General features: G+C 61.6%; 22 protein-coding genes. 12 read left to right on the top strand and 10 right to left on the bottom strand.

What is annotated here, in order from left to right:
- Window positions 1–20: 20 nt before the first annotated feature.
- The gene (locus AC3WQN_RS11640; RefSeq protein WP_103399484.1) at window positions 21–1,025 is read right to left on the bottom strand and encodes an AraC family transcriptional regulator; all 1,005 of its coding nucleotides are present in this window, start codon (window positions 1,023–1,025) and stop codon (window positions 21–23) included.
- 336 nt (window positions 1,026–1,361) lie between these two features.
- On the opposite strand from AC3WQN_RS11640, the gene AC3WQN_RS11635 reads away from it, so the two are divergent.
- Together AC3WQN_RS11635 and AC3WQN_RS11630 are read left to right on the top strand one after the other, a co-directional pair.
- Window positions 1,362–2,696 carry a dicarboxylate/amino acid:cation symporter gene (locus AC3WQN_RS11635; protein ID WP_103399483.1) on the top strand — a complete coding sequence of 445 codons (1,335 nt, stop codon included), beginning with the start codon at window positions 1,362–1,364 and terminating at the stop codon, window positions 2,694–2,696.
- 146 nt (window positions 2,697–2,842) lie between these two features.
- Window positions 2,843–4,024, top strand: coding sequence for a CaiB/BaiF CoA transferase family protein (locus AC3WQN_RS11630; RefSeq protein WP_103399482.1), 1,182 nt, complete (start codon window positions 2,843–2,845; stop codon window positions 4,022–4,024).
- A gap of 266 nt (window positions 4,025–4,290) precedes the next feature.
- On the opposite strand, the gene AC3WQN_RS11625 is transcribed toward AC3WQN_RS11630, so the two are convergent.
- Together AC3WQN_RS11625 and AC3WQN_RS11620 are read right to left on the bottom strand one after the other, a co-directional pair.
- Window positions 4,291–4,785 carry a SprT family zinc-dependent metalloprotease gene (locus tag AC3WQN_RS11625; protein ID WP_103399481.1) on the bottom strand — a complete coding sequence of 165 codons (495 nt, stop codon included), beginning with the start codon at window positions 4,783–4,785 and terminating at the stop codon, window positions 4,291–4,293.
- A gap of 183 nt (window positions 4,786–4,968) precedes the next feature.
- Window positions 4,969–5,571: a Yip1 family protein gene (locus AC3WQN_RS11620; protein WP_095078438.1), complete on the bottom strand. Its 603-nt coding sequence runs from the start codon at window positions 5,569–5,571 to the stop codon at window positions 4,969–4,971.
- A gap of 313 nt (window positions 5,572–5,884) precedes the next feature.
- Here AC3WQN_RS11620 and ttcA point away from each other — a divergent pair, with 313 nt between their 5' ends.
- Together ttcA and AC3WQN_RS11610 are read left to right on the top strand one after the other, a co-directional pair.
- Complete coding sequence (gene ttcA, locus AC3WQN_RS11615; protein WP_095144074.1) at window positions 5,885–6,709, top strand: tRNA 2-thiocytidine(32) synthetase TtcA; 825 nt, start codon at window positions 5,885–5,887, stop codon at window positions 6,707–6,709.
- 68 nt (window positions 6,710–6,777) lie between these two features.
- Window positions 6,778–7,449, top strand: coding sequence for a DNA-3-methyladenine glycosylase I (locus tag AC3WQN_RS11610; protein WP_103399480.1), 672 nt, complete (start codon window positions 6,778–6,780; stop codon window positions 7,447–7,449).
- Window positions 7,450–7,574: 125 nt separating this feature from the next.
- Here AC3WQN_RS11610 and AC3WQN_RS11605 read toward each other — a convergent pair whose 3' ends face one another.
- From AC3WQN_RS11605 to arsC, 3 genes are read right to left on the bottom strand one after another with little or no spacing between them, the layout of a single operon-like run.
- The gene (locus tag AC3WQN_RS11605; protein ID WP_103399479.1) at window positions 7,575–8,000 is read right to left on the bottom strand and encodes a DUF2069 domain-containing protein; all 426 of its coding nucleotides are present in this window, start codon (window positions 7,998–8,000) and stop codon (window positions 7,575–7,577) included.
- Window positions 7,993–8,616: an NAD(P)H:quinone oxidoreductase gene (gene wrbA / locus AC3WQN_RS11600; RefSeq protein ID WP_103399478.1), complete on the bottom strand. Its 624-nt coding sequence runs from the start codon at window positions 8,614–8,616 to the stop codon at window positions 7,993–7,995. The genes AC3WQN_RS11605 and wrbA overlap by 8 nt, the downstream gene beginning before the upstream one ends.
- Window positions 8,613–8,966 (bottom strand): arsenate reductase (glutaredoxin), encoded by a 354-nt coding sequence (gene arsC / locus AC3WQN_RS11595; protein ID WP_103399477.1) that lies wholly within the window; start codon window positions 8,964–8,966, stop codon window positions 8,613–8,615. Before arsC ends, wrbA begins: the two co-directional genes overlap by 4 nt.
- Before the next feature lie 116 nt (window positions 8,967–9,082).
- Between arsC and AC3WQN_RS11590 the strand changes: the two genes are divergently transcribed.
- Window positions 9,083–9,550 carry a TlpA disulfide reductase family protein gene (locus tag AC3WQN_RS11590; protein WP_103399476.1) on the top strand — a complete coding sequence of 156 codons (468 nt, stop codon included), beginning with the start codon at window positions 9,083–9,085 and terminating at the stop codon, window positions 9,548–9,550.
- A 146-nt stretch (window positions 9,551–9,696) separates the two neighbouring features.
- Here AC3WQN_RS11590 and AC3WQN_RS11585 read toward each other — a convergent pair whose 3' ends face one another.
- The 4 genes from AC3WQN_RS11585 to AC3WQN_RS11570 form a co-directional block, all read right to left on the bottom strand.
- Window positions 9,697–10,101: an META domain-containing protein gene (locus AC3WQN_RS11585; protein WP_103399475.1), complete on the bottom strand. Its 405-nt coding sequence runs from the start codon at window positions 10,099–10,101 to the stop codon at window positions 9,697–9,699.
- Window positions 10,101–10,535 carry a hypothetical protein gene (locus AC3WQN_RS11580; RefSeq protein ID WP_095144044.1) on the bottom strand — a complete coding sequence of 145 codons (435 nt, stop codon included), beginning with the start codon at window positions 10,533–10,535 and terminating at the stop codon, window positions 10,101–10,103. The genes AC3WQN_RS11585 and AC3WQN_RS11580 overlap by 1 nt, the downstream gene beginning before the upstream one ends.
- Window positions 10,536–10,616: 81 nt before the next feature.
- Window positions 10,617–11,606 (bottom strand): 2-hydroxyacid dehydrogenase, encoded by a 990-nt coding sequence (locus AC3WQN_RS11575; RefSeq protein WP_103399474.1) that lies wholly within the window; start codon window positions 11,604–11,606, stop codon window positions 10,617–10,619.
- 65 nt (window positions 11,607–11,671) lie between these two features.
- The gene (locus tag AC3WQN_RS11570) at window positions 11,672–14,422 is read right to left on the bottom strand and encodes a response regulator (RefSeq protein ID WP_103399473.1); all 2,751 of its coding nucleotides are present in this window, start codon (window positions 14,420–14,422) and stop codon (window positions 11,672–11,674) included.
- 218 nt (window positions 14,423–14,640) lie between these two features.
- Here AC3WQN_RS11570 and AC3WQN_RS11565 point away from each other — a divergent pair, with 218 nt between their 5' ends.
- From AC3WQN_RS11565 to AC3WQN_RS11535, 7 genes are all read left to right on the top strand, one after another.
- A complete protein-coding gene (locus AC3WQN_RS11565) occupies window positions 14,641–15,363 on the top strand; it encodes a response regulator transcription factor (protein ID WP_103399472.1) in 723 nt (240 codons plus the stop codon).
- Window positions 15,350–16,714, top strand: a complete 1,365-nt coding sequence (locus AC3WQN_RS11560; protein WP_103399471.1) for a sensor histidine kinase — start codon at window positions 15,350–15,352, stop codon at window positions 16,712–16,714. Before AC3WQN_RS11565 ends, AC3WQN_RS11560 begins: the two co-directional genes overlap by 14 nt.
- Window positions 16,715–16,864: 150 nt before the next feature.
- On the top strand, window positions 16,865–17,767 hold the full coding sequence (gene cysM, locus AC3WQN_RS11555; protein ID WP_095078419.1) for a cysteine synthase CysM: 903 nt from the start codon (window positions 16,865–16,867) through the stop codon (window positions 17,765–17,767).
- On the top strand, window positions 17,767–19,119 hold the full coding sequence (gene rlmD / locus AC3WQN_RS11550) for a 23S rRNA (uracil(1939)-C(5))-methyltransferase RlmD (protein WP_103399470.1): 1,353 nt from the start codon (window positions 17,767–17,769) through the stop codon (window positions 19,117–19,119). The genes cysM and rlmD overlap by 1 nt, the downstream gene beginning before the upstream one ends.
- Before the next feature lie 122 nt (window positions 19,120–19,241).
- The gene (gene relA / locus AC3WQN_RS11545) at window positions 19,242–21,485 is read left to right on the top strand and encodes a GTP diphosphokinase (RefSeq protein ID WP_095144038.1); all 2,244 of its coding nucleotides are present in this window, start codon (window positions 19,242–19,244) and stop codon (window positions 21,483–21,485) included.
- 139 nt (window positions 21,486–21,624) lie between these two features.
- Window positions 21,625–22,458 carry a nucleoside triphosphate pyrophosphohydrolase gene (gene mazG, locus AC3WQN_RS11540; protein WP_103399469.1) on the top strand — a complete coding sequence of 278 codons (834 nt, stop codon included), beginning with the start codon at window positions 21,625–21,627 and terminating at the stop codon, window positions 22,456–22,458.
- Between the two features lie 24 nt (window positions 22,459–22,482).
- Window positions 22,483–23,025, top strand: coding sequence for a DUF2058 domain-containing protein (locus tag AC3WQN_RS11535; protein WP_095078415.1), 543 nt, complete (start codon window positions 22,483–22,485; stop codon window positions 23,023–23,025).
- Window positions 23,026–23,183: the final 158 nt, after the last annotated feature.

Here is a 23,183-nt window from a genome sequence, read left to right as displayed (position 1 = left end):
GCCACGGGAGGGGCTCATGTTCACACTTGGCTCTCCTGCGCCCGATAGGCACCTGGCGTTAACCCGGTCCACTTTTTGAACGCCCGGTGAAACGCCGAGGGTTCCGAGAACCCCAGCTGCTCGGCGATCTGTTGCAATGACAGATCGGCGCGGCTCAGGTGATAAATCGCGATGTCGCGACGTAGCTGATCCTTCAACTCCTGAAAACTCGAACCTTCTTCACGCAAATGCCGACGCAATGTTTGCGGGCTGATGTGCAGGTGTGCGGCAACGGCCTCCAGATCCGGCCAGCGAGCGCTGTCACGGCTGAGCAGGCGTCGTAGCTGGCTGCTCAAACTGTCGCCGTCATCCGGTCGCGACAGCAGGTCGGCTGGCGAGTGCTCAAGGAAGTGCTTGAGGGTCCGTTCGTCCTGGAGCAGGGGCATGGACAGGTAGCGGCTGTGAAACAGCAGACCGCTGTGTTCGGCGCCGAACGCCAGCGGGCAGGGAAACAGCAGGTCGTATTCGGCGCCGTGCCCGGGTTTCGGGTAGCTGAAGCAGGCTTGCTCCAGGCGAATGCGCTGGCCGATCAGCCAACTGCCCAGGCGATGCCAGATCACCAGCAGGCTTTCAGTGAGAAAGTGATCCGGATCCAGAAGCTGTGAATCATCCAGGCTCAAGCGCACCCAGTCGCCTTCGCGGCTCAGGGTCAGGCTCGGAGCGTCGGGGAACAGGCTGTAGAACAACAGGCCGCGCTCCAGAGCTTTTTCGAGATTGCGGCAGTGGATCAGGGCATGACACATCATGGCGAAAGTGCCGCGCTTGCTTGGGCGGCGGGCGAGCCCCAGGTACTCGTCGTCCAGCGCCAGCCACAGGCCTTGCAGCAGGGCCGTGAACTGCTCCGGTGCGATCCGGGCGCGAGGTTCGTCGAGCAGTTCGGCACTGATCCCGAGGCTGTGCAGCAGGCTTGAACAGTCGTAGCCAACCCGGCGCGCGCCACCGGTGGCCGCACGAGCAAAATGACTGGCAATGGTGCGTTCGCGCATGGGGGGATGGTCCGTCCATTGAGTGGCGGATCTTAGCCATCACCCCGGGGTGGGGCAAGGCGGATATCCGCCAAATTGTAGGACGGGATTCGGTGGGTGGGCGGGAATCCGCCATCGGCAACGGCCCTCTCGGCAAGGGCGGATTCGCTGCAGCCCTTGTAGCAAAAGGCTTTCAGTGGATTTTTGAAAGGTGGCACGGGGTTTGCGATAGGGACGAGAGGTCTGCCAGCGTGCAGCTCGACACAACAAATCCCTCCAGTGCAGGAGGGTTCGCACGGTAGGCGTCGCTTGCATCAGATGGATGATTGCAGCGCGGTGCTCTTGAGGAACTTTGCAATGACGACTCGTCAGCCACTGTACAAATCCCTGTATTTCCAGGTGATCGTTGCCATCGTTATCGGCATTTTGCTCGGTCACTTCTATCCGCAGACCGGGGTGGCGCTCAAGCCACTGGGTGACGGGTTCATCAAACTGATCAAGATGGTCATCGCACCGATCATCTTCTGTACCGTCGTCAGCGGTATAGCTGGCATGCAGAACATGAAGTCGGTCGGTAAAACCGGCGGCTACGCGTTGCTGTACTTCGAAATCGTTTCCACCATCGCGCTGCTGATCGGCCTGGTCGTGGTCAACGTCGTCCAGCCGGGCAACGGCATGCACATCGATGTGTCGACGCTCGATGCCTCCAAGGTCGCCGCCTACGTCACTGCCGGTAAGGACCAGAGCATTGTCGGCTTTATCCTCAATGTGATCCCGAACACCATCGTCGGTGCCTTTGCCAACGGCGACATCCTGCAAGTGCTGATGTTCTCGGTGATCTTCGGTTTCGCCCTGCATCGCCTGGGTGCCTATGGCAAGCCAGTGCTGGACTTCATCGATCGCTTTGCCCATGTGATGTTCAACATCATCAACATGATCATGAAGCTGGCGCCCATCGGTGCGCTGGGTGCCATGGCTTTCACCATCGGCGCCTACGGTGTCGGCTCGCTGGTGCAGCTGGGGCAACTGATGATCTGCTTCTACATCACCTGCATCCTGTTCGTGGTGGTGGTACTGGGTGGCATCTGCCGTGCTCACGGTTTCAGCGTACTGAAACTGATCCGCTACATCCGTGAAGAGCTGCTGATCGTGCTGGGCACTTCCTCGTCCGAGTCCGCACTGCCGCGCATGCTGATCAAGATGGAGCGCCTGGGCGCACAGAAATCAGTGGTGGGCCTGGTGATCCCGACGGGTTACTCGTTCAACCTCGACGGCACGTCGATCTACCTGACCATGGCGGCGGTGTTCATCGCTCAGGCGACTGACACTCAAATGGACATCACCCACCAGATCACCTTGCTGCTGGTGCTGCTGCTGTCTTCCAAAGGTGCTGCGGGCGTGACCGGTAGCGGCTTCATCGTGCTGGCCGCCACCCTGTCCGCCGTAGGCCACCTGCCGGTTGCCGGCCTGGCGCTGATCCTGGGTATCGACCGCTTCATGTCCGAAGCCCGCGCCCTGACGAACCTGGTGGGTAACGCGGTTGCCACCCTGGTCGTGGCCAAGTGGGTCAAGGAGCTGGACGAAGACAAGCTGCAGGTCGAGCTGGCTTCCGGTGGTCGCGGTATCTCCGACACCCGTGAAGTCGACGACCTGGGTGTGGCTGAAGGCCCAACCCCGACTTCCGTGAAGTAACTCACTCAAGTCGATGAAAAACCCGCTACGGCGGGTTTTTTCTTGCCCCGGATTTGAGCGCAACGGTCACTCGCGCTGATGCTAAAGGTGATTGCCGCCGGGTCATCGTCTGCCTAGGCTTGAGGTATCGCTCAAGGAGAAGGTTTATGCAGGGTCCATTGGCATCACTCAAGATTCTGGATTTCTCGACACTGTTGCCGGGGCCGTTTGCCTCGCTGTTGCTGGCGGACATGGGCGCCGAGGTATTGCGCATCGAATCGCCGACCCGCATGGACCTGTTGCGGGTATTGCCGCCCCATGACCAGGGCACCTCGGCCAGCCATGCCTACCTCAATCGCAACAAGCGCAGCCTGGCGCTGGACCTCAAGCAGCCCGAGGCGCTGGAGGTGGTCAAGCAGTTGCTGCAAGACCATGACATTGTCCTGGAGCAATTTCGCCCGGGCGTGATGGAGCGCCTGGGGTTGGGTTATGAGGCGTTGAAGGCGATCAATCCGCGGCTGATTTACGTGTCGATCACCGGCTATGGCCAGACCGGTCCGTACAAGGATCGCGCCGGGCACGACATCAATTATCTGGCGCTGGCGGGAGTGGCCAGTTACACCGGGCGCAAGGACAGTGGGCCATTGCCGCTGGGGATTCAGGCGGCGGACATCGCCGGCGGATCGTTGCACGGTGTCATCGGCTTGCTGGCAGCGGTGATTGCCCGCCAGCACAGCGGACAGGGCCAGCACCTGGATGTGAGCATGACCGATTGCGCGTTCAGCCTGAATGCGATGGCGGGTGCGGGCTACCTGGCGTGCGGCGTGACGCCGGGGCGCGAGGACCAGGTGCTCAACGGTGGAAGCTTCTACGACTACTACAGCACGCGCGACGGACGCTGGTTGTCGGTGGGCAGCCTGGAGCCCGACTTCATGCAGCAATTGTGTACGGCGCTAGGCCAGCCGCACTTGGCGGCGCAGGGGCTGTCGCCCAGGCCCGAAGAGCAAAAGGCACTGAAGCTGGCGTTGCAGATCGAGTTCGAAAAACACGACTTCGCCGAGCTTTGCCAGCTGTTCGCCGGGGTCGATGCTTGCGTCGAGCCGGTGTTGAGCCTGGCCGAAGCGGTGGAACATCCCCAGCTCAAAGCAAGGGAACTGGTGACCCAGGTGCCCCGTAGTGACGGCAGCACACAGGCGCAGATGGCCTGCCCGTTGAAATTCTCCGAGGGGCTGCCTGAGCCACGGCATATCGGTGCGGCACTGGGGGCGCATACCGATCAGGTGCTGAGTGAGTTGGGGTACAGCCTGGAGCAGATTGCAGCGCTGCGCCGTGCCAGGGTGGTTGTTTAGCGTCGGTCAGGTCCCTACATGGCTCCTTGTGGGAGCAACGGTCCTGATCACAGGCATCGTGGCGAGCGAGCTTGCTCGCGCTGGGCTGCACAGCAGACCCAAAGCCGGTCACCGAGTTTTATCTGAAAGACTGCAATAGGCTTGTTGGGGGCGCTTCGCACCCCAGCGCGAGCAAGCTCGCTCGCCACGGGGAAGTGTTCACGCTTGATTGAGTGGGTTGAGTGCATGCGCGCACAGAGGGGGAGCATTGGTCATTGCCAACCCAGTTATTCAATCCGCATCTCGCCGCTGAACACCAGTGTGCCGCGGCACTGGCGGCACAGATAGCGTCGCCCCTGGCGCACCAGGCTGTGGCGCTGGGCTGAAAACGGGAAGTCGTTGCGGGCACACGGGCAGCGGTAGATGTAGCGGGTCACGCTGCGGCGTTTGACGGCGTAGGTGTGGCAGCGGTTGGGCGGCAGTTCGTAGACGCCGCGCATGATCAGTTGCCACTCCTCGCCGTGGGGGGCAATGCGCTCACCGAACAATTGGTGGGCGATCAGGTGGGCGACTTCGTGGGCCACGGTCTGTTTGAGGAAGTCTTCGGTGTTTTCCCGATACAGTTGCGGGTTGAAGCGCAGCAGGTTCTCATGCAGATGGGCAACACCGGCCTTCTGGCCGCGCAACTTGAGGCTGACCACCGGGCGCTTGAAGGGGCGTTTGAAAAAGGATTCGGCTTGTTGGAAACAGTCTTCGACGCGGGTATTGAGTTGCTCGGGCATGCTTGGCGGTTCTCCAGAGGCGTCGAGTATGCGGCAAACCGCGTGCATTGCGAATCGCTCAGGTACCGAGTGGTCGTGGCCCAATCAAAAGGCCGCCTTGCGGCGGCCTGTGATGGCAGATCCTGATTTGTGTTATCGGCGGCATCCCTGGCTCGCTCCAGTTGCCCGCTGTGATCGCCTGTTTTAGTTGGTATAGACCGGACCGACGCCCAGGCCCCAGACAATCACGGTGAATGCCATGATCGCAACCAGCACTACCAGCCCTACGGCGAGCACTGAACTTGAAAACAGAAAACCCTCGTCAGATGGAATGTTCATGAAGGTCGGCAACCCCACATACAGCAGGTAAACCGTGTAGCAGATCGCGGCGGTGCCGACGATCATGCCCAGCCACATGTGCGGATAGAGCGCCGCCAGGCCCCCGATGAACAGCGGTGTGGCGGTGTAGGTGGCAAACGCGACACAGCGTGCCAGGCTCGGGCTGGCGTCATAGGTGCGGGCCATCCAGTGGATGAACGCGCCCATCACCGCGACTCCGCCAAGCATCGCCAGGTACGACATGATGGTCATCCACAGTGCGCTTTCCATGGTCAGCATGACCGGTGCGCGACTGCCAATGACCCAGCCCACCTGGGTCGTGCCGATAAACGCCGAAATCGCTGGTATCGCCGCCAGAATCAGCGTGTGAGTGAGGTACATGTGGCTGATGCTTTCCTCTTGGTCGCCACGAATCTCTTTCCATTCTTGATCTGGGTGGGTGAAAAGCCCCACGACGTGATGGATCATAATCAGTCACTCCTTCGTGATTGCTATCGCCCCCCAACGGAGCGCCTACAGGCCATTGGCCAAGTCAGTAAAGGTCTTCAGGTGCATGCAACCTTATGTCGCAGTATAGAAAGGACTGGATAGGGCGGGAGCAGGGCCTTTAGAGCAAATTGCGCTGTAAACCCGGGGGTTAATCGCTGCACTGCATGACAGAACACCAAGCAGTGGCCTACCTGATATCAGTGGCGAGTCAGGACGCGCGGAACTCTTCGCCCACTCAGTATTTTTGCGTAAAATGCGCACCTTTCGTCACACCTCGCGGATTTCAAGCGCCATGGGCACTCTTACGGTCAACCAGAACAAACTGCAGAAACGTCTACGCCGGCTGGCCGGTGAAGCCGTTGCCGACTTCAACATGATCGAAGACGGTGACAAGGTCATGGTCTGCCTGTCCGGTGGCAAGGACAGCTACACCATGCTCGACGTGCTGATGCACCTGCAGAAGGTGGCACCGATCAAGTTCGACATCGTCGCGGTGAACATGGACCAGAAGCAGCCGGGTTTCCCTGAGGATGTGCTGCCGGCCTACCTTAAGGCGCTGGGCGTGGAGTACCACATCGTCGAAAAAGATACCTATTCGGTGGTCAAGGAGTTGGTGCCGGAGGGCAAGACCACGTGCTCGCTGTGCTCGCGCCTGCGCCGTGGCACGCTCTATACGTTTGCCGACGAAATCGGCGCGACCAAGATGGCCCTCGGTCACCACCGCGACGACATTGTCGAGACCTTCTTCCTGAACATGTTCTTCAACGGTTCGCTCAAGGCCATGCCGCCGAAACTGCGTGCCGATGACGGGCGCAACGTGGTGATTCGTCCGTTGGCCTACTGCAATGAGAAAGACATTCAAGCCTACTCGGACTTCAAGCAATTCCCGATCATTCCGTGCAACCTCTGTGGTTCCCAGGAAAACCTGCAACGCCAGGTGGTCAAGGAAATGCTTCAGGAGTGGGAACGCAAGACCCCCGGCCGTACCGAAAGCATTTTCCGCAGCCTGCAGAACGTGATTCCGTCGCAGTTGGCGGACCGTAACCTGTTCGACTTCACCAGCCTGCGCATCGACGAAACGGCGGCGTCGCGGTTCGTGAATGTGGTCAACCTCTGATTCAATGGACGGTTACGCTCTGACGGCGCTCACGGGCGCCGTTTTTATTTCTTTGCTCAGGAGAGGGCATGCGCGATTACAAGTGGCTGCACGAATACTGTCTGAACCGGTTTGGCTCGGCGGCCGAACTGGAAGCCCACCTGCCCGTGCCCAAGACGGCGGAACAACTGCGCCAGATCAGCGATGACCGCTACTTGTCGACCCTGGCCCTGCGTGTGTTCCGTGCCGGGCTCAAGCACAGCCTGGTGGACGCCAAGTGGCCGGCGTTCGAAGAGGTGTTCTTCCGGTTCGACCCGCAGAAGGTGGTGTTGATGGGCGCCGAACACCTGGAACGGCTGATGCAGGATGCGCGGATCATCCGCCACCTGGGCAAGCTCAAGAGCGTGCCGCGCAATGCACAGTTGGTGCTGGACGTCGCGAAAGAGAAGGGCAGCTTTGGCGAACTGATAGCCGAGTGGCCGGTGACGGATATCGTAGGCCTGTGGAAATACCTGGCCAGGCATGGGCATCAGTTGGGTGGCCTGTCGGCGCCACGCTTTCTGCGGATGGTGGGCAAGGATACCTTTGTGCCGACCTTTGACGTGGTCGCGGCACTGAACGCGCAAGGAATCATCGACAAGGCGCCTACCAGCCAGCGGGACCTGGCGACGGTGCAGAATGCGTTCAACCAGTGGCATGCCGAGAGCGGCCGGCCGATGTGCCAGATTTCGATGATGCTGGCGTATACCGTCAATCATTGAGACCCCGGGACCTACATCGCGAGCCCGTCTGCTCCCGCAGGGTCATCGAGTGTTCACACAGGGTGTGCCCACTGAAGAACCCGTGTGGGAGCAGGCATGCTCCGGGCGGCGATCCTGGCGTCAGGTCAGGCGACTGAAGGCTCGCCTTCGCCCGCCAGCTTGCGGTTGAGCTGGAAGCGCCAGCGCACGTACAGCAGCGCCGAGCAGAACACCGCCAGGCTGGCGGCCATTTCCAGCAGGCCGAACAACTGGCGATTGGGGTCGAACGCGGCAATCGCGCCCTTGATGAAGTACAGGTTCACCACAAAGCACATCCACGAATGCCCGCGGGCACTGCCACTGATCATGCCGGGTGCCAGCAGCACCAGCGGCACCAGCTCGATCAGCAGGATGACCCATGGCCGGGCGCCATGCAGGTCGGCAAACACCAGGTAGTAGGCGCACAGCAGGCCAACCAGGCCGAAAAAGCACAGCAGGCTGGCGGCACGGCTGAACCGCACGCGGGGTTCCAACCACTCGATGGAGGGCAGGATCTTGGGCTTTTTAGCCACGGTTGCTCTCCATTGGCTGACGGCTTTCCAGCTTTTGCGCGGTTTTCGCCAGGCGCAGGCCCAGGGCCCGGCACAAGGCGACTTCGTGTTGATCCAGGCCGCTTTTACCGTCGGCTCCGGCGTGATGACTGGCGCCATACGGCGTACCGCCACCCTGGGTTTCCAGCAAGGCCGACTCGCTGTAGGGCAGGCCGGTGATCAGCATGCCGTGGTGCAGCAAGGGCAGCATCATCGACAGCAAGGTGGTTTCCTGGCCGCCGTGCAGGCTGGCGGTGGAGGTGAAGACGCCTGCCGGTTTACCGACCAGGGAGCCCGTCAGCCACAGGTTGCTGGTGCCATCGAGGAAGTACTTGAGCGGTGCGGCCATGTTGCCGAAGCGGGTCGGGCTGCCGAGGGCCAGGCCCGAGCAGTTTTTCAGGTCGTCGAGGCTGGCGTACAGCGCACCTTCGTCGGGAATGTCCGGCGATACGGCTTCGCATTCGGTGGAGATTGCCGGGACGGTGCGCAGGCGCGCTTCCATGCCGGCCTGCTCGATGCCCCGGGCGATCTGGCGGGCCATTTCATTGGTCGAGCCACTGCGGCTGTAATACAGCACCAGAATGTACGGCGCGCTCACGGCACCAGCTCCAGCACGTTCTCGGGCGGACGGCCAATGATGGCTTTGTCACCGACCTCGAGGATCGGTCGCTCCATGAGCTTGGGGTGCTCGGCGATGGCGGCGATCAGTTGCGCCTCGCTCAGGCTGCTGTCGGCCAGGTTCAGGGTCTTGTACTCGTCTTCACCGGTGCGCAGCAATTGCCGGGCACTGATCCCCAGCTTGCCCAACAGGCTTTGCAGTTGCGCGGCATTGAGCGGGGTTTCCAGGTAGCGGACCACGGTCGGCGTCAGCCCACGGGCTTCCAGCAGTTCCAGCGCACCGCGGGATTTCGAGCAGCGCGGGTTGTGATAAAGCGTCAGATCGGTCATGAGCGGGTCGCTTCTTGCGTAAGGTGGCGGCTATTCTACCCGCGCGGCGAGCAGTCCTGAACCTTCGGTGGCAACGGGTCGCAAGCAGTCTCTATTTTTTGAGTAAGGATCACCCGATGACAAGGCGATTGACGGCAGCACTGGCACTTTGCACAACCTTGCTGCTCAGCGGTTGTGGTTACGATTACGGCACCGACCAATTGGGGCAGAAGGTGGCGTCCGAGCGCCTGGATGGCCAATGGCTGGTGCTCAATTACTGGGCCGAATGGTGTGGCCCATGCCGCACGGAGATCCCTGAACTCAATGCGCTGGCCGAACAGCTCAAGGGTCAGAAGATCGATGTCTTCGGGGTCAATTTCGACCATGTGCAGGGCGAGGAGCTCAAGAGCGCCAGCAACAAGCTCGGTATCGCCTTCACGGTCCTGGCTCAGGATCCGGCCGAGCGGTTTGAGCTACCGCGCAGCGAAGCGTTGCCTGTGACCTACATCATCGACGACAAGGGCAAGGTGCGTGAGCAACTGATGGGTGAGCAGACGGCGGCGGGAGTGATGGCCAAGCTCAAGGCATTACAGGCGACGAACTGAGTGTGGCGCCGAGGTCGTACCTGTAGGAGCGAGCATGCTCGCGATGAACTCAAGAGCAACGCGTTTAATCAGAAAGTACGCGTTATCGTTAACGTCCATCGCGAGCACTCGAGCGTCGACCGGCTGCTACAAGGCTCGGCGTTCGCTTAACCCTCTTCAGGCCACCAGCGCAACGGTTTGCCTTCGGCCGGCCAGAAGCGCAGTTGCTCGATCGGCGAGATGTCCCAGCGTTGCACGGTTTCCAACGCTTGCAGGAAGCGTTTTTCCTGCTCCATCAGGGCCGGAGCACACAGCTTGCGGGTGCTGCCAACCTTGCCGAAACTCAGCTTGTCACCGTCCAGGGTGTAGGGGGCGAACCAGTGGTTGCAGCCGCCGTTGCCATAGGCCCGGCCGTCTTCACCCAGGGTGATGGTCAGGTGGCTGTAATCGATCAGCGGACGCTCACCGATCCATTCCAGGATGTAGCTGCGATCCTGCTGCAGTTTTACCGGTTCAGCGGCACAACCCAACAAGCCCGCGCCTGCCATACCGGCCAGAACGAGGTGTTTCATCACGCCGGCTCCTGGCATTTCGGGCAGCGGTGCTTTTCACCGGCAGTGGTCCAGCCCAGCTCGGCGATGCGCGCAGTGGCGGCCGGCTTTTCAGCCTTGTTGCCCAGCTTGGCGTCGACCGCGAACTCGAAGCTCAGCTCCTTGGCGCAGCTGTCGCAGTTCACCTGCCAAGTGTGAATGGCTAGTTCGCCAAACACCGGACCGCTGGCCACGGCCACCCACTGCCCCATTGGCTTGAGCAGGTGACGGACGTTTTCGACGGTCAGGCGCATGGACAAATCCTTGCTGCCCTTGAGGGTGACCAGCAACACGTCATCGGCGCGAATCGAGCCACCGTTGCCGGTGACCTGATAGCGTCCCGGCGTCAGTGCGCGGCATTCGGTCAGGGTGTGCTGCGGGTTCATCAGGTTGTAGCGGAAATCGTGTTCGACCATGGGTCCTCCAAATATGGCCGATATGCTAGCACGCGAAGGCGTGGCGCATGGCCCACGGATGCGACCTTCGATCAGTCCGGCTCAACCCTCGACCAGGTTGTGCGGGGTACCCGCCGCCCAGTCACTGATGTTGCTCAGGGTCGTGGCGGCAATGGCGGCCAGGGCTTCGCGGGTCAGGAACGCCTGGTGGGCGGTGACGATCACGTTGGGGAACGTCAGCAGGCGCGCCAACACGTCGTCCTGCAAGGGCAGGTCGGAGCGGTCCTCGAAGAACAGCTGGGCCTCTTCTTCGTAGACATCCAGCCCCAGATAGCCCAGTTGACCGCTTTTCAAGGCCTCGATCAGCGCCGGGGTGTCCACCAGCGCGCCGCGCCCGGTATTGATCAGCATGGCGCCGGGTTGCAGTCGGGCCAGTGACTGACTGTTGATCAGGTGTTTGCTTTCGCTGGTCAGCGGACAGTGCAGGCTGATGATTTGCGCTTCGGCCAGCAGTTGCGGCAGAGGCAGGTAACGGGCTCCGAGGGCCTGGACTTCAGGGTTGGGGTAAGGGTCGTAAGCCAGGAGCTGGCAGCCGAAGCCGGCCATGATCCTGGCGAATGTGGCGCCGATCTGCCCGGTACCGACCACCCCCACGGTTTTGCCGTGCAGGTCGAAACCGGTCAGGCCGTGCAGGCTGAAATCACCTTCGCGGGTACGGTTGTAGGCGCGGTGCAGGCGCCGGTTCAACGCCAGGATCAAGGCCACGGCATGTTCGGCAACGGCGTGGGGTGAATAGGCCGGTACACGTACGACGTTCAAACCCAGGCGTTTCGCCGCCGTCAGGTCGACGTGGTTGTAGCCGGCCGAGCGCAGGGCAATCAGCCGCGTACCGCCGGCGGCCAGCTGTTCCAGTACGGGCGCACTGAGGTCGTCATTGATAAAGGCGCAGACCACCTCGAATCGCTCGGCCAGGGCCACGGTGTCCAGGCACAGGCGTGCGGGCTGAAAGTGCAACTCGATACCGGCGTGTGCGGGGGCGGCAAGAAAACTGTCGCGGTCGTAGGTCTGGCTGCTGAAGAGAATCGTGCGCATGGTCGGGTCCTGGTTCTGAATGCCCTGAGTTTAACGGCCAATGAGTGCAGCGCCATTGCGCTGGGTCAGGCAGTGATACGTGCTTGCGTGGCCAGGCGATTGATCGCCCGTTCCAGATCATCCAGCGCCGCCTGGGCCTTGGGATCGTGCTGCTTGAGCAGGGTTTCGCTGCGTTGGCACGCCGCGCGCAATTGGGGAACCCCGCAATAGCGGGTCGCTCCGTGCAGGCGATGGACGCGCTCGATCAGGGCGTTGTGATCACGGCTGTCGCGGGCCACGCGAATGGCCTCGCGGTCGGAGTCCAGCGACGCCAGCAACATGGCCAGCATGTCGGCCGCCAGGTCAGCCTTGCCAGCCGCCAGTCGCAGGCCTTCATCGGGGTCGAGTACCAGCAGGTCGCTGTTGGAGCCATGGGCGTCGGCCCGTTCCGGAAGGTGGTTGTGCAGCGCCAGCCCGGTCCATTTCAAGACCACTTGTGCCAGTTGGCGTTCGCTGATGGGTTTGGTCAGGTAGTCGTCCATGCCGCTTTGCAGCAAGGCGCGTTTCTCGTTGGCCATGGCGTGGGCGGTGAGGGCGACGATGGGCAGTGGCGTGCAAGGCCGCTCGCTTTCCCATTGGCGAATCGCTTCGGTGCTCTGGCGTCCATCCATGCCGGGCATCTGTACGTCCATCAACACCAGGTCGAAGGTTTCATTCTGCACGGCCTTGATCGCGGCGTAACCACTTTCGACGGCCAGCACCTTGCCTCCCATGTCTTCGAGCAAGGTCTGCACCAACAGCAGGTTCGCCGGGTTGTCGTCTACACACAGCACTTTGGGCGCGCGGCTGGACACCGGTTCGCCCGGGTCGTTGCGTACCTGGCGCGGGTTGACCAGGTCGGAGAGTGCCCGGCGCAGCTTGCGGGTGCAGGCGGGTTTGGCCTGCAACTGGCTGTGGGGGTTGGGCACGGAAAGGTGGAACAGCGTCTGTTCGGTCGTCGGGCACAGCACCAGCACCTTGCAGCCCAGGTGCTCGAGGTCCCAGATGTGCTGGTTGAGCCGCTCCGGCGGCATGTCATTAGAGGTGATGCCCAGCACCGCCAGGTCGATGGCCTGATCGGTCTGGTGAGCGCTGGTGACGCCGTTGCTCAGGCTTTCCAGGGTATTGAAGGTCGTGACCGCCAGGCCACAGTCTTCCAGTTGATGCTGCAAGGCCTGGCGTGCCAATTCGTGGTTTTCCAGCACCGCGATGCGTCGCCCGAGCAGTGGCAGGGCCGGCAGGTCCTCGGCATCGTCGCGGGCTTTGGGCAGGCTCAGGCTGATCCAGAACTCCGAGCCTTCGCCCGGTGTACTGTCGACACCGATCTCGCCCCCCATCTGCTCGATCAGGCGCTTGGAAATCACCAGCCCCAGGCCGGTGCCGCCGGGTTGTCGGGACAAGGAGTTGTCGGCCTGGCTAAAGGCCTGGAACAGTGCGCGGACGTCCTGGTTCGACAGGCCGATACCGGTGTCCTGGATGCTGATGCGCAACTGCACGCTGTCTTCGTGTTCATCTTCGAGCATGGCGCGGGCAACGATGGTGCCTTCGCGGGTGAACTTGATCGCGTTGCTCACCAGGTTGGTGAGGATCTGCTTGAGGCGCAGCGGGTCGCCCACCAGCGACAGCGGTGTATCGCGGTAGACCAGGCTGACCAGTTCCAGCTGTTTGGCGTGAGCGGCGGGGGCGAGGATGGTCAGGGTGTCCTGCAGCAGGTCGCGCAGGTTGAACGGAATGCTGTCGAGCACCAGCTTGCCGGCCTCGATTTTCGAGAAATCGAGAATTTCGTTGATGATGCCCAGCAGGCTGTCGGCGGACTTTTCGATGGTGCCCAGGTAGTCGAGCTGGCGCGGTGTCAGTTCGCTTTTTTGCAGCAGGTGGGTGAAGCCGAGGATGCCATTGAGCGGCGTGCGGATCTCGTGGCTCATATTGGCCAGGAATTCGGACTTGATCCGGCTCGCTTCCAGGGCCTCCTTGCGGGCCAGGTCCAGTTCGATGTTCTGGATTTCGATGGTTTCCAGGTTCTGGCGTACGTCTTCGGTGGCCTGGTCGATGCTGTGTTGCAACTCTTCCTGGGCATTTTGCAGGGTGCTGGCCATGCGGTTGATGCCTGAGGCCAGTTCGTCCAGCTCCTGGCTGCCGAGCGGCGGCAAGCGGGTTTCGAGATGGCCTTCCTTGAGCAGGGCTACGGCCTGCTTGATGCTGTGGAGCGGGGTATTGATCGTTTTGCCCATGCGCAAGGCGAGCAGTGCGGTACAGATCAAGCCGGCGACAATCAACAGCAGGCTGGCAAACAGGCTGCGATAACCGCGCAGCAACATGCCGCTATGGGAAAGCTCCAGCTCGACCCAGCCCAGCAACCGTTCGGCTTCTTCCGGGATCACGTCGCCGGCCAGGTTGCGATGTTTGCCGAACACTGGCAGCAGGTAGCGGGTGGCGTCGTTGCCGGTCCGTTGGCGCATGTGCGAGCCGTCACCGCTCGGCGCCGGGTTGAGCATCAACGGGCCGGCGTGGGCCACCAGTGTGCGGTCCGGGGCGAGAAACGACACGACGCGTACGTCTGGATGCTCCAGTGCCTGCGTGGCGATGCGCTCCAGCAACTCTTCATCCTGGTGGCTCATGGCCGGGGCCACCAGGGGCGCCAATTGTTCGGCGATCATTTCGCCCCGTTGCAGCAGTTGGGTCTGCAGGTCGGACAGTTGCATCCAGGTGAAATAGCCGCCCAGGACCAGGGCCATCAGGCTAGTCGGCAACAAGGTCAGCAAGAACACGCGACCTTTGATCCCCAGTTTTCTCAGCACGCCACTCTCCTGCTATCACGCTGCTCATCAATGACCGATGCGTGCATCCGGCACGCCGCACCTGCGCAGTGTAGCGATTTGCCGGCGGGCAATCTCTGCAAAATATCCACGACGTTGTCGCCCTTTGATCGCCTTTGGCAACCAAGACTAAAGGAGCGGGTTGCTCGCGGCGGGGCAATCTTGAATAATTGGCGATTGAGAATGACTTGCAGAAGCTAATGACTCCCGTATCTGTTGGCTGCCCACGTATCCTGGCGATCGAAGACGACCTCGTGCTCGGTGCTTATGTGCATGAGCATCTGGGGCGCTGCGGTTTTCAGGTCACCTGGTGCCAGAACGGCAAGGACGGCCTGGCGATGGCCCGTGCCCAGGCCTTCGACGTGGTGCTGATGGACATTCTGTTGCCGGGCATGGACGGGCTGTCCGTATTGACTGACCTGCGCACCCGTGACTCGACGCCCGTGCTGCTGATGTCGGCGCTGGGTGCTGAAGCGGACCGCATCAGCGGCTTTCGCCTGGGCGCCGATGACTATCTACCCAAGCCCTTCAGCATGGCCGAGTTGCGGGTGCGCATTGAAGCCATTCTGCGGCGTGTCGCCCTGGATCGTCGGCATGTACCGCCGGTGGTCAACACCCAAGCCCACAGCCTGCGCTACGACGGTGAACTGTGCGACGTCCACTACGGCGAGCAGTGGGCGGGCCTGACCCGCAGCGAGTACCGCTTGCTCGAAACCCTGTATCGCAACGGTGACGAAGTGCTCAGCAAAGCCTTCCTTTATCAGCACGTGCTGCAGCGCGGCTACGCACCCCATGATCGCAGCCTGGACATGCACATCAGCCAGATCCGCCGCAAACTCAAGGCCATTGGCTACAGTGAGCGCGAAGTGCGGACGGTGTGGGGCAAAGGTTATGTCTTGAGTGCCCTCGATGAAGTGGCCTGACGTTCCGGGCAAGCATTCGCTGTTCTGGAAACTGGCTTTTTTACTGGTTGCCTTCTGCCTGCTGATGATCTGGCTCAGTTGGTCGTGGGGCCACTACATGGAAAAGCAGAACCAGTTCCTGTCGGATGAGGCTCGGGGGACCCTGACGGGCTATGCCGCCGAAGCCGAGCAGGCGTGGTTGCAGCGACAGAGCGCCGGCGTCGATGACTGGCTGCAGCGCATGCATCAGCGCGAAGCCGGTTGGGTGGGGGTCATTGGTGGTGACCTGCAGTCCTTGAGCAACCACGCGCTGATGGACAAGGAAATCCAGCGCCTGACCTTTTTGCGCGGCCTGGAGTGGCCCATCCATAACAAGGGCCTGCCGTGGCTGCGGGTACCGTTTCCCGGCGACCCCTCCACCGGCAGCCTGGTGATCGAACTGCCCCAGCGATTCCTGCCTGGGCGCTACAAGGTGTTCTGGCGCGTGATCACCAACGGTGTGATTCCGGGGCTGTTCACCTTGTTGTTGTGCGTCGGGCTGTATCGGTTGCTGGTCGTCCCGCTCAACAGTCTGCGTGAACAGGCCAACGCCTGGCGTGCCGATCAGTTGGGCGTGCGCGTGTCGAGCCAGACGACCAATCGCCTGGATGAACTGGGCGAGTTGGGCCGAGCGTTCGATCACATGTCCGAGCGCCTGCAAGGGATGGTGGCCTTGCAGCAACAACTGTTGCGTGACCTGTCCCACGAGTTGCGCACACCGCTTAGTCGTTTGCGGGTGGCCAGCGAGAGTGAGCAGGACCTGGCGCGGTTGCGCGAACGCATTGGCCGTGAAGTCGATGGCATGCAGCGACTGGTCGAAGACACCCTGCAACTGGCCTGGCTGGACACTGAACGGGCACCGCTGCCGGATGAGGACATCCAGATTCAGGCCTTGTGGGAGATGCTCACGGAAAATGCCTGCTACGAAAGCGGCTGGCCCGCCGAGCAACTGCACTGCAGCGTGGATGCCTCATGCTGGGTTCGCGGCAACCTCAATACCTTGGCCCAGGCCCTGGAAAACCTCTTGCGCAACGCCATTCGTCACTCTCCGGCGGGCGGCATTGTCCGCCTCGACGGGCGGCGCGACGGTGATTACTGGCTGTTGCGGCTTGAGGATCAGGGCGGTGGCGTCGCCGAACGGGACCTGGAGCGTATCTTTGATCCGTTCACCCGGCTCGATGGCTCACGGCCGGGCAACGGCGGGTTTGGCCTGGGCCTGAGCATTGCGCGCAATGCCGTGCAGCGACAGGGCGGGCGCCTGTGGGCACAAAACACCGGGCAGGGACTGCGGCTCACTATGCGCTTGTTGGCGGGGGTCGGCAGTGACGGTTGAACCGCCAGAGTCTGACGGTGAGTAGCCTTCCCATCCCATGCGCAGCGAGGCTTATTCCTACAAAGCATAAGCTTCGCACTTTGCGTGATATGGACTGCCGAGGTTTGCCGGTATGATGGTCACCCCCGCAGTCTGGATTGCGAATACGCCATGACCTTGCAGTACCCCACCATCGCCGATTGCGTCGGCAACACTCCGCTGGTTCGTTTGCAGCGCCTGCCCGGTGCCACCAGCAATACCCTGCTGCTCAAGCTCGAGGGCAACAACCCGGCGGGTTCGGTCAAGGACCGTCCGGCGCTGTCGATGATCACCCGCGCCGAGTTGCGCGGGCAGATCCATGCCGGCGACACCCTGATCGAGGCGACCTCCGGCAATACCGGGATTGCCCTGGCCATGGCTGCGGCGATCAAGGGCTACAAGATGATCCTGATCATGCCCGACAACTCCAGCGCCGAGCGCAAGGCCGCGATGACGGCCTATGGTGCCGAGTTGATTCTGGTCAGCCAGGAAGAGGGCATGGAAGGTGCCCGCGACCTCGCTCAACGCATGGAGGCCGAAGGGTGTGGCAAGGTGCTGGACCAGTTCGCCAACGGTGATAATCCCGAAGCGCACTACACCACCACCGGCCCGGAAATCTGGCGCCAGACCCAGGGCAGCATCACCCATTTCGTCAGTTCCATGGGCACCACCGGTACCATCATGGGCGTCTCGCGCTATTTGAAAGAGCAGAACGAGAACGTGCAGATCATCGGTCTGCAACCGATGGAAGGCTCGGCGATTCCGGGCATCCGTCGCTGGCCCCAGGAGTACCTGCCGAAGATCTACCAGGCTGATCGCGTGGACCGGATCGTCGACATGGCCCAGAGCGAAGCCGAAGACGTGACCCGTCGACTGGCCCGCGAAGAAGGCATCTTCTGCGGAGTGTCCTCGGGCGGTGCCGTGGCGGCCATGCTGCGTCTGTCAAAGGAAGTTGAAAATGCGGTAATCGTCGCGATTATCTGTGACCGGGGCGACCGTTACTTGTCGACCGGCATTTTCGACGCGCCCAACTGATGGCCAAGCAACAGAGAGGCCTGCGCTTCCAACCCACCGGCGGCAGCAAGGCCCCACAAGTCCCGACCGGCAAGAAGCAGCGCTTGATCATCGAGCGCCTGGCCAATGACGGTCGCGGTATCGCGTTTTTCGAAGGTCGCACCTGGTTTGTCATCGGTGCCCTGGCCGGTGAAGAGGTCGAGGCGCGGGTGCTGGGTGCTCACGGTAAAGTGGTCGAGGCGCGCACCGAGCGTGTCTTCGTCGCCAGTGACTTGCGTCGCCCGGCACCGTGCGCCCATGCCGGGCGCTGCGGCGGCTGTAGCGTGCAGCATCTGCCCCACGGCGAACAACTCGCCCTGAAGCAGCGCATGCTCGCCGAGCAGTTGTCACGGGTGGCCGGTGTTGAACCCGATGAGTGGGCAGCGCCTTTGAGCGGGCCGGAATTCGCCTACCGGCGTCGCGCCCGGGTGGCGGTGCGCTGGGACATCAAGGCCAAGGTGCTCGAAGTCGGTTTCCGTGCAGCGGGCAGCCAGGACATTGTCGGCATCAACGATTGCCCGGTGCTGGTCCAGCCCCTGCAACCGATCATGAGCCGTTTGCCCGAGATGCTCCGGCGATTGAGCAAGCCTCAGGCCTTGGGGCATGTCGAACTGTTTGCCGGTTCGTCATTGGCGCTGTTGCTGCGGCACATGGCACCGCTGTCCGAAGCTGACCTGACCATCCTCAAGGAATTCTGCGCCTTCCATGACGCCCAATTGTGGCTGCATGGCGAAGGCGAGCCGCAACCGGTGCAGGCGGATCAGGCGCTGGGCTACCGTCTCGAGCAATGGAACCTGGAGTTGGCATATCGTCCGGGGGATTTCATCCAGGTCAATGCTGGGGTCAATGAAGCGATGGTTGCCCAGGCACTGGAATGGCTGAAACCTGCGGCAGACGAGCGCGTTCTCGATCTGTTCTGTGGCCTGGGCAACTTTGCCTTGCCGCTGGCGCAACAGGTTCGCGAGGTGGTCGCGGTGGAAGGCGTGCAAGCCATGGTCGAGCGTGCCGCAGCGAATGCCGCAAGCAACAATCTGCATAACGCGAAGTTTTTTCAGGCCGATTTATCCCAGCCTTTGGCTGATGCCGAATGGGCAGGCGAGGGCTTTTCTGCGGTACTCTTGGACCCACCGCGTGATGGCGCTTTCGAGGCGGTGCGTACGCTCGCCTCCCTGGGTGCCAAGCGGTTGGTCTATGTGTCGTGCAACCCGGCAACGCTGGCGCGCGACACGGCCGAACTGATCAGGCAGGGCTACCGGTTAAAACGTGCCGGGATCCTCGATATGTTTCCTCAGACGGCACATGTCGAGGCCATGGCGTTATTCGAAGCGAGCTAGGATGCTCGTCTGGTCCGACTGGACCGCCCCTGCATCCGTCGTGTCAGCCCAGCGGCGGTGCATGGGCAACGAAGTTCAGCGAATTGACGCATTGAATCTGCGTCGTAGGGAAGGTAAGCAAGATGGTACAGGTGAGAGCACACCAGCCGATCAACACCGACGGCAGTATCAATCTCGAGGCTTGGCTCGATCATGCGGTCAGTGTCGATCCGGCACTGGAGCGCGAAGCCTTGAAGGAAGCCTGCGAGTTCGCTCGCCAGGCCGAACAGCAAGACAATGCGGCGAAAAATCTCTGGTCCGAAGGGACGTCGAGTTTTCGTACCGGCCTTGAGATCGCGGAAATTCTCGCCGACCTCAAGCTCGACCAGGATTCGCTGGTGGCGGCGATCCTGTACCGTGGCGTGCGCGAAGGTCAGATCCAGCTGCCGGCTGTCAGCCAGCGCTTCGGCCCGGTCGTCGCCAAGCTGATCGACGGCGTGCTGCGCATGGCCGCGATCAGTGCCAGCCTGAGCCCCCGTCAGTCGATGGTGCTGGGGACGCAGGGCCAGGTGGAGAACCTGCGCAAGATGCTGGTGGCCATGGTCGACGACGTTCGCGTTGCCTTGATCAAGCTGGCCGAGCGCACCTGTGCCATTCGTGCGGTCAAGACCGCCGATGACGAAAAGCGCAACCGGGTCGCCCGGGAAGTGTTCGATATCTATGCCCCATTGGCCCATCGCCTGGGTATCGGTCATATCAAGTGGGAGCTGGAGGACCTGTCCTTCCGTTACCTGGAGCCGGAGCAGTACAAGCAGATCGCCAAGTTGCTGCATGAGCGGCGCCTTGATCGCGAGCGTTTCATCAGCGACGTCATGAGCCAGCTCAAAAGCGAGCTGCAGGCCACCGGCGTCGATGCCGACATCAGCGGCCGGGCCAAGCACATTTATTCGATCTGGCGCAAAATGCAGCGCAAGGGCCTGGAATTCAGCCAGATCTACGACGTGCGCGCCGTTCGCGTGCTGGTGCCGGAAATGCGCGATTGCTACACCGCGCTCGGCATCGTCCACACCCTGTGGCGGCACATCCCGAAAGAGTTCGACGACTACATCGCCAACCCGAAAGAGAACGGCTATCGCTCGTTGCACACGGCGGTGATCGGTCCCGAGGGCAAGGTGCTGGAAGTGCAGATCCGCACCCACGCCATGCACGAAGAGGCAGAGCTGGGGGTTTGCGCGCACTGGAAGTACAAAGGCACCGACGTCAAGTCCGGCTCCAACCACTACGAAGAGAAAATCTCCTGGTTGCGCCAGGTGCTCGAGTGGCACGAGGAGCTGGGAGATATCGGCGGCCTGGCGGAACAGTTGCGGGTCGATATCGAGCCGGACCGGGTGTACATCTTCACCCCGGACGGTCACGCCATCGACTTGCCCAAGGGCGCGACGCCGCTGGACTTCGCTTACCGCGTGCACACCGAGATCGGTCACAACTGCCGTGGCGCGAAGATCAACGGGCGCATCGTCCCGCTCAACTACAGCCTGCAAACCGGTGAACAGGTCGAGATCATCACCAGCAAGCACGGCACGCCGAGTCGCGACTGGCTGAACCCGAACCTGGGCTACATCACCACCTCGCGGGCTCGGGCGAAGATCGTTCACTGGTTCAAGCTGCAGGCGCGCGATCAGAACGTTGCCGCCGGCAAGACCCTGCTCGAGCGCGAACTCAATCGCCTCGGCCTGCCACAGGTGGATTTCGAGAAGCTGGCCGACAAGGCCAACATGAAAACCGCCGAAGACATGTTTGCCGCGTTGGGTGCGGGCGATTTGCGCCTGGCGCAACTGGTCAACCTGGCGCAGCAACTGGTCGAGCCGGAGCGGGGCAACGAACAGCTGGAACTGATCCCGCGCAAAGCCACCGGCTACAAGCCGGGCAAGCGTGGCGATATTCAGATCCAGGGCGTGGGCAACCTGATGACCCAAATGGCCGGCTGCTGCCAGCCGTTGCCGGGCGATGCGATCGTCGGTTACATCACCCAGGGTCGTGGCGTGAGCATTCACCGCCAGGACTGTGCCTCGGTGCTGCAACTGAGCGGGCGAGAGCCCGAGCGGATCATCCAGGTCAGTTGGGGGCCGGTGCCGGTGCTCACCTATCCGGTGGATATCGTCATTCGTGCCTACGACCGTTCCGGTCTGCTGCGCGACGTTTCGCAAGTGCTGCTCAACGAGCGGATCAACGTGCTGGCGGTCAATACCCGCTCGAACAAAGAGGACAACACCGCGTTGATGTCCCTGACCATCGAGATTCCTGGGCTGGACGCGTTGGGGCGGTTGCTGGGGCGGATTTCCCAGTTGCCGAACATCATTGAAACCCGGCGTAACCGTACGCCATAAGACGCAAGAGCTTTATTGTAGGAGCGAGCTTGCTCGCGAAGAACCTGAGGGCGACGCATTTATTCAGATAGCGCGCGTCATCGTTAACGTTCATCGCGAGCAAGCTCGCTCCTACAGAAAGCGGGCAGAGACCGTTTTGATGTATTCACTTGAAGATTTGCTGCACCTGATGAACCGCCTGCGCGACCCGCAGTACGGTTGTCCGTGGGACATCAAGCAAACGTACAAGACCATCGTCCCCCATACCCTGGAGGAAGCCTACGAAGTGGCGGACGCCATCGAGCGCGGTGACTTCGATCACTTGCAGGGTGAACTGGGCGATTTGCTGTTCCAGGTGGTTTATTACAGCCAGTTGGCCAGGGAAGAAGGACGCTTCGAGTTTGAGGGCGTGGTCGACAGCATCACCCGCAAGCTGATTCGCCGCCATCCCCACGTGTTTCCCACCGGCGATCTGTATGCGCCGCTGGATGTCCCGCGGCTGAGTGAAGAACAGGTCAAGCAGCGCTGGGAAGAGATCAAGGCCGAGGAGCGCGCAGAGAAATCCTCGGCGCCCGAACAGCTGTCGTTGCTCGATGACGTGCCCGGCGCATTGCCGGCATTGTCACGTTCGGCGAAATTGCAGAAGCGGGCAGGGCAGGTCGGTTTCGACTGGCCGGACGCCTTGCCGGTGTTGGACAAGGTGCGCGAAGAACTCGACGAAGTGCTCGAAGCCATGTCCGAGAATGATCCGCAAGCGGTAGCCGACGAGGTCGGTGACCTGTTGTTTTCCGTGGTCAATCTGGCGCGTCACCTCAAGGTTGATCCGGAAACCGCGTTGCGCGGCGCCAACAGCAAGTTCGAGAGACGTTTCCGATTTATCGAACAGGCATTGCGCGACACCCACCGTCCCATAGAAGATTGCACCCTCGAAGAGTTGGACGCCTTGTGGGGCGAAGCCAAACGTCAGGAAAAGAATTTGCCCAGCTGCGGTTGAGCAGTTGCCTAAGTGAGTAAGCACATGAGCATTTCCCTTCGCGACCAGTTGCTCAAAGCAGGGCTGGTCAACCAAAAGCAGGCCAAGCAGGTCGGCAAAGACAAGCAGAAGCAACAACGCCTGGCCCACAAAGGCCAGATCGAACTCGATGACACCCAGCAGCGCCTGGCGCAAGAGGCCATGGCCGAGAAGGTCAAGCGCGACCAGGAACTCAACCGCCAGCAGCAGGAGAAGGCCGAGCAGAAAGCCCGTGCCGCACAGATCAAGCAATTGATCGAAGTCTCTCGCCTGCCGAAGCTGAACACCGAGGACTACTACAACTTCGTCGACGACAAGAAGGTCAAGCGCCTGTCGGTCAACACCCTGATGCGCAACAAGCTCAGCAGTGGTTCGCTGGCCATCGTCCATCACGCCGGCGGCTATGAAGTCATCCCGCGCGAGGCGGCGCTGAAGATCCAGGAGCGCGATCCGCAACGTATCGTGCAGATGAATGTGCAGACCGAAGAAGTCGATGCCGAGGACGATCCGTACGCGGCCTATCAGATCCCTGACGATCTGATGTGGTAAGCCGCTAGCGACCCATCTTCGACAAACCCCGCTCATGGCGGTAATACTGTTCAGTTAAGGACAGGGTTGCTCAATACATCCCCCGTGGCGAGCGAGCTTGCTCGCGCTGGGCTGCAGAGCAGCCCCAAAAACTGTCGTCGAGTTCGTTCTGAAAGACC

The organism is Pseudomonas sp. FW300-N1A1 (assembly GCF_058789115.1).
This window is presented reverse-complemented; position numbering and strand designations above follow the sequence as displayed.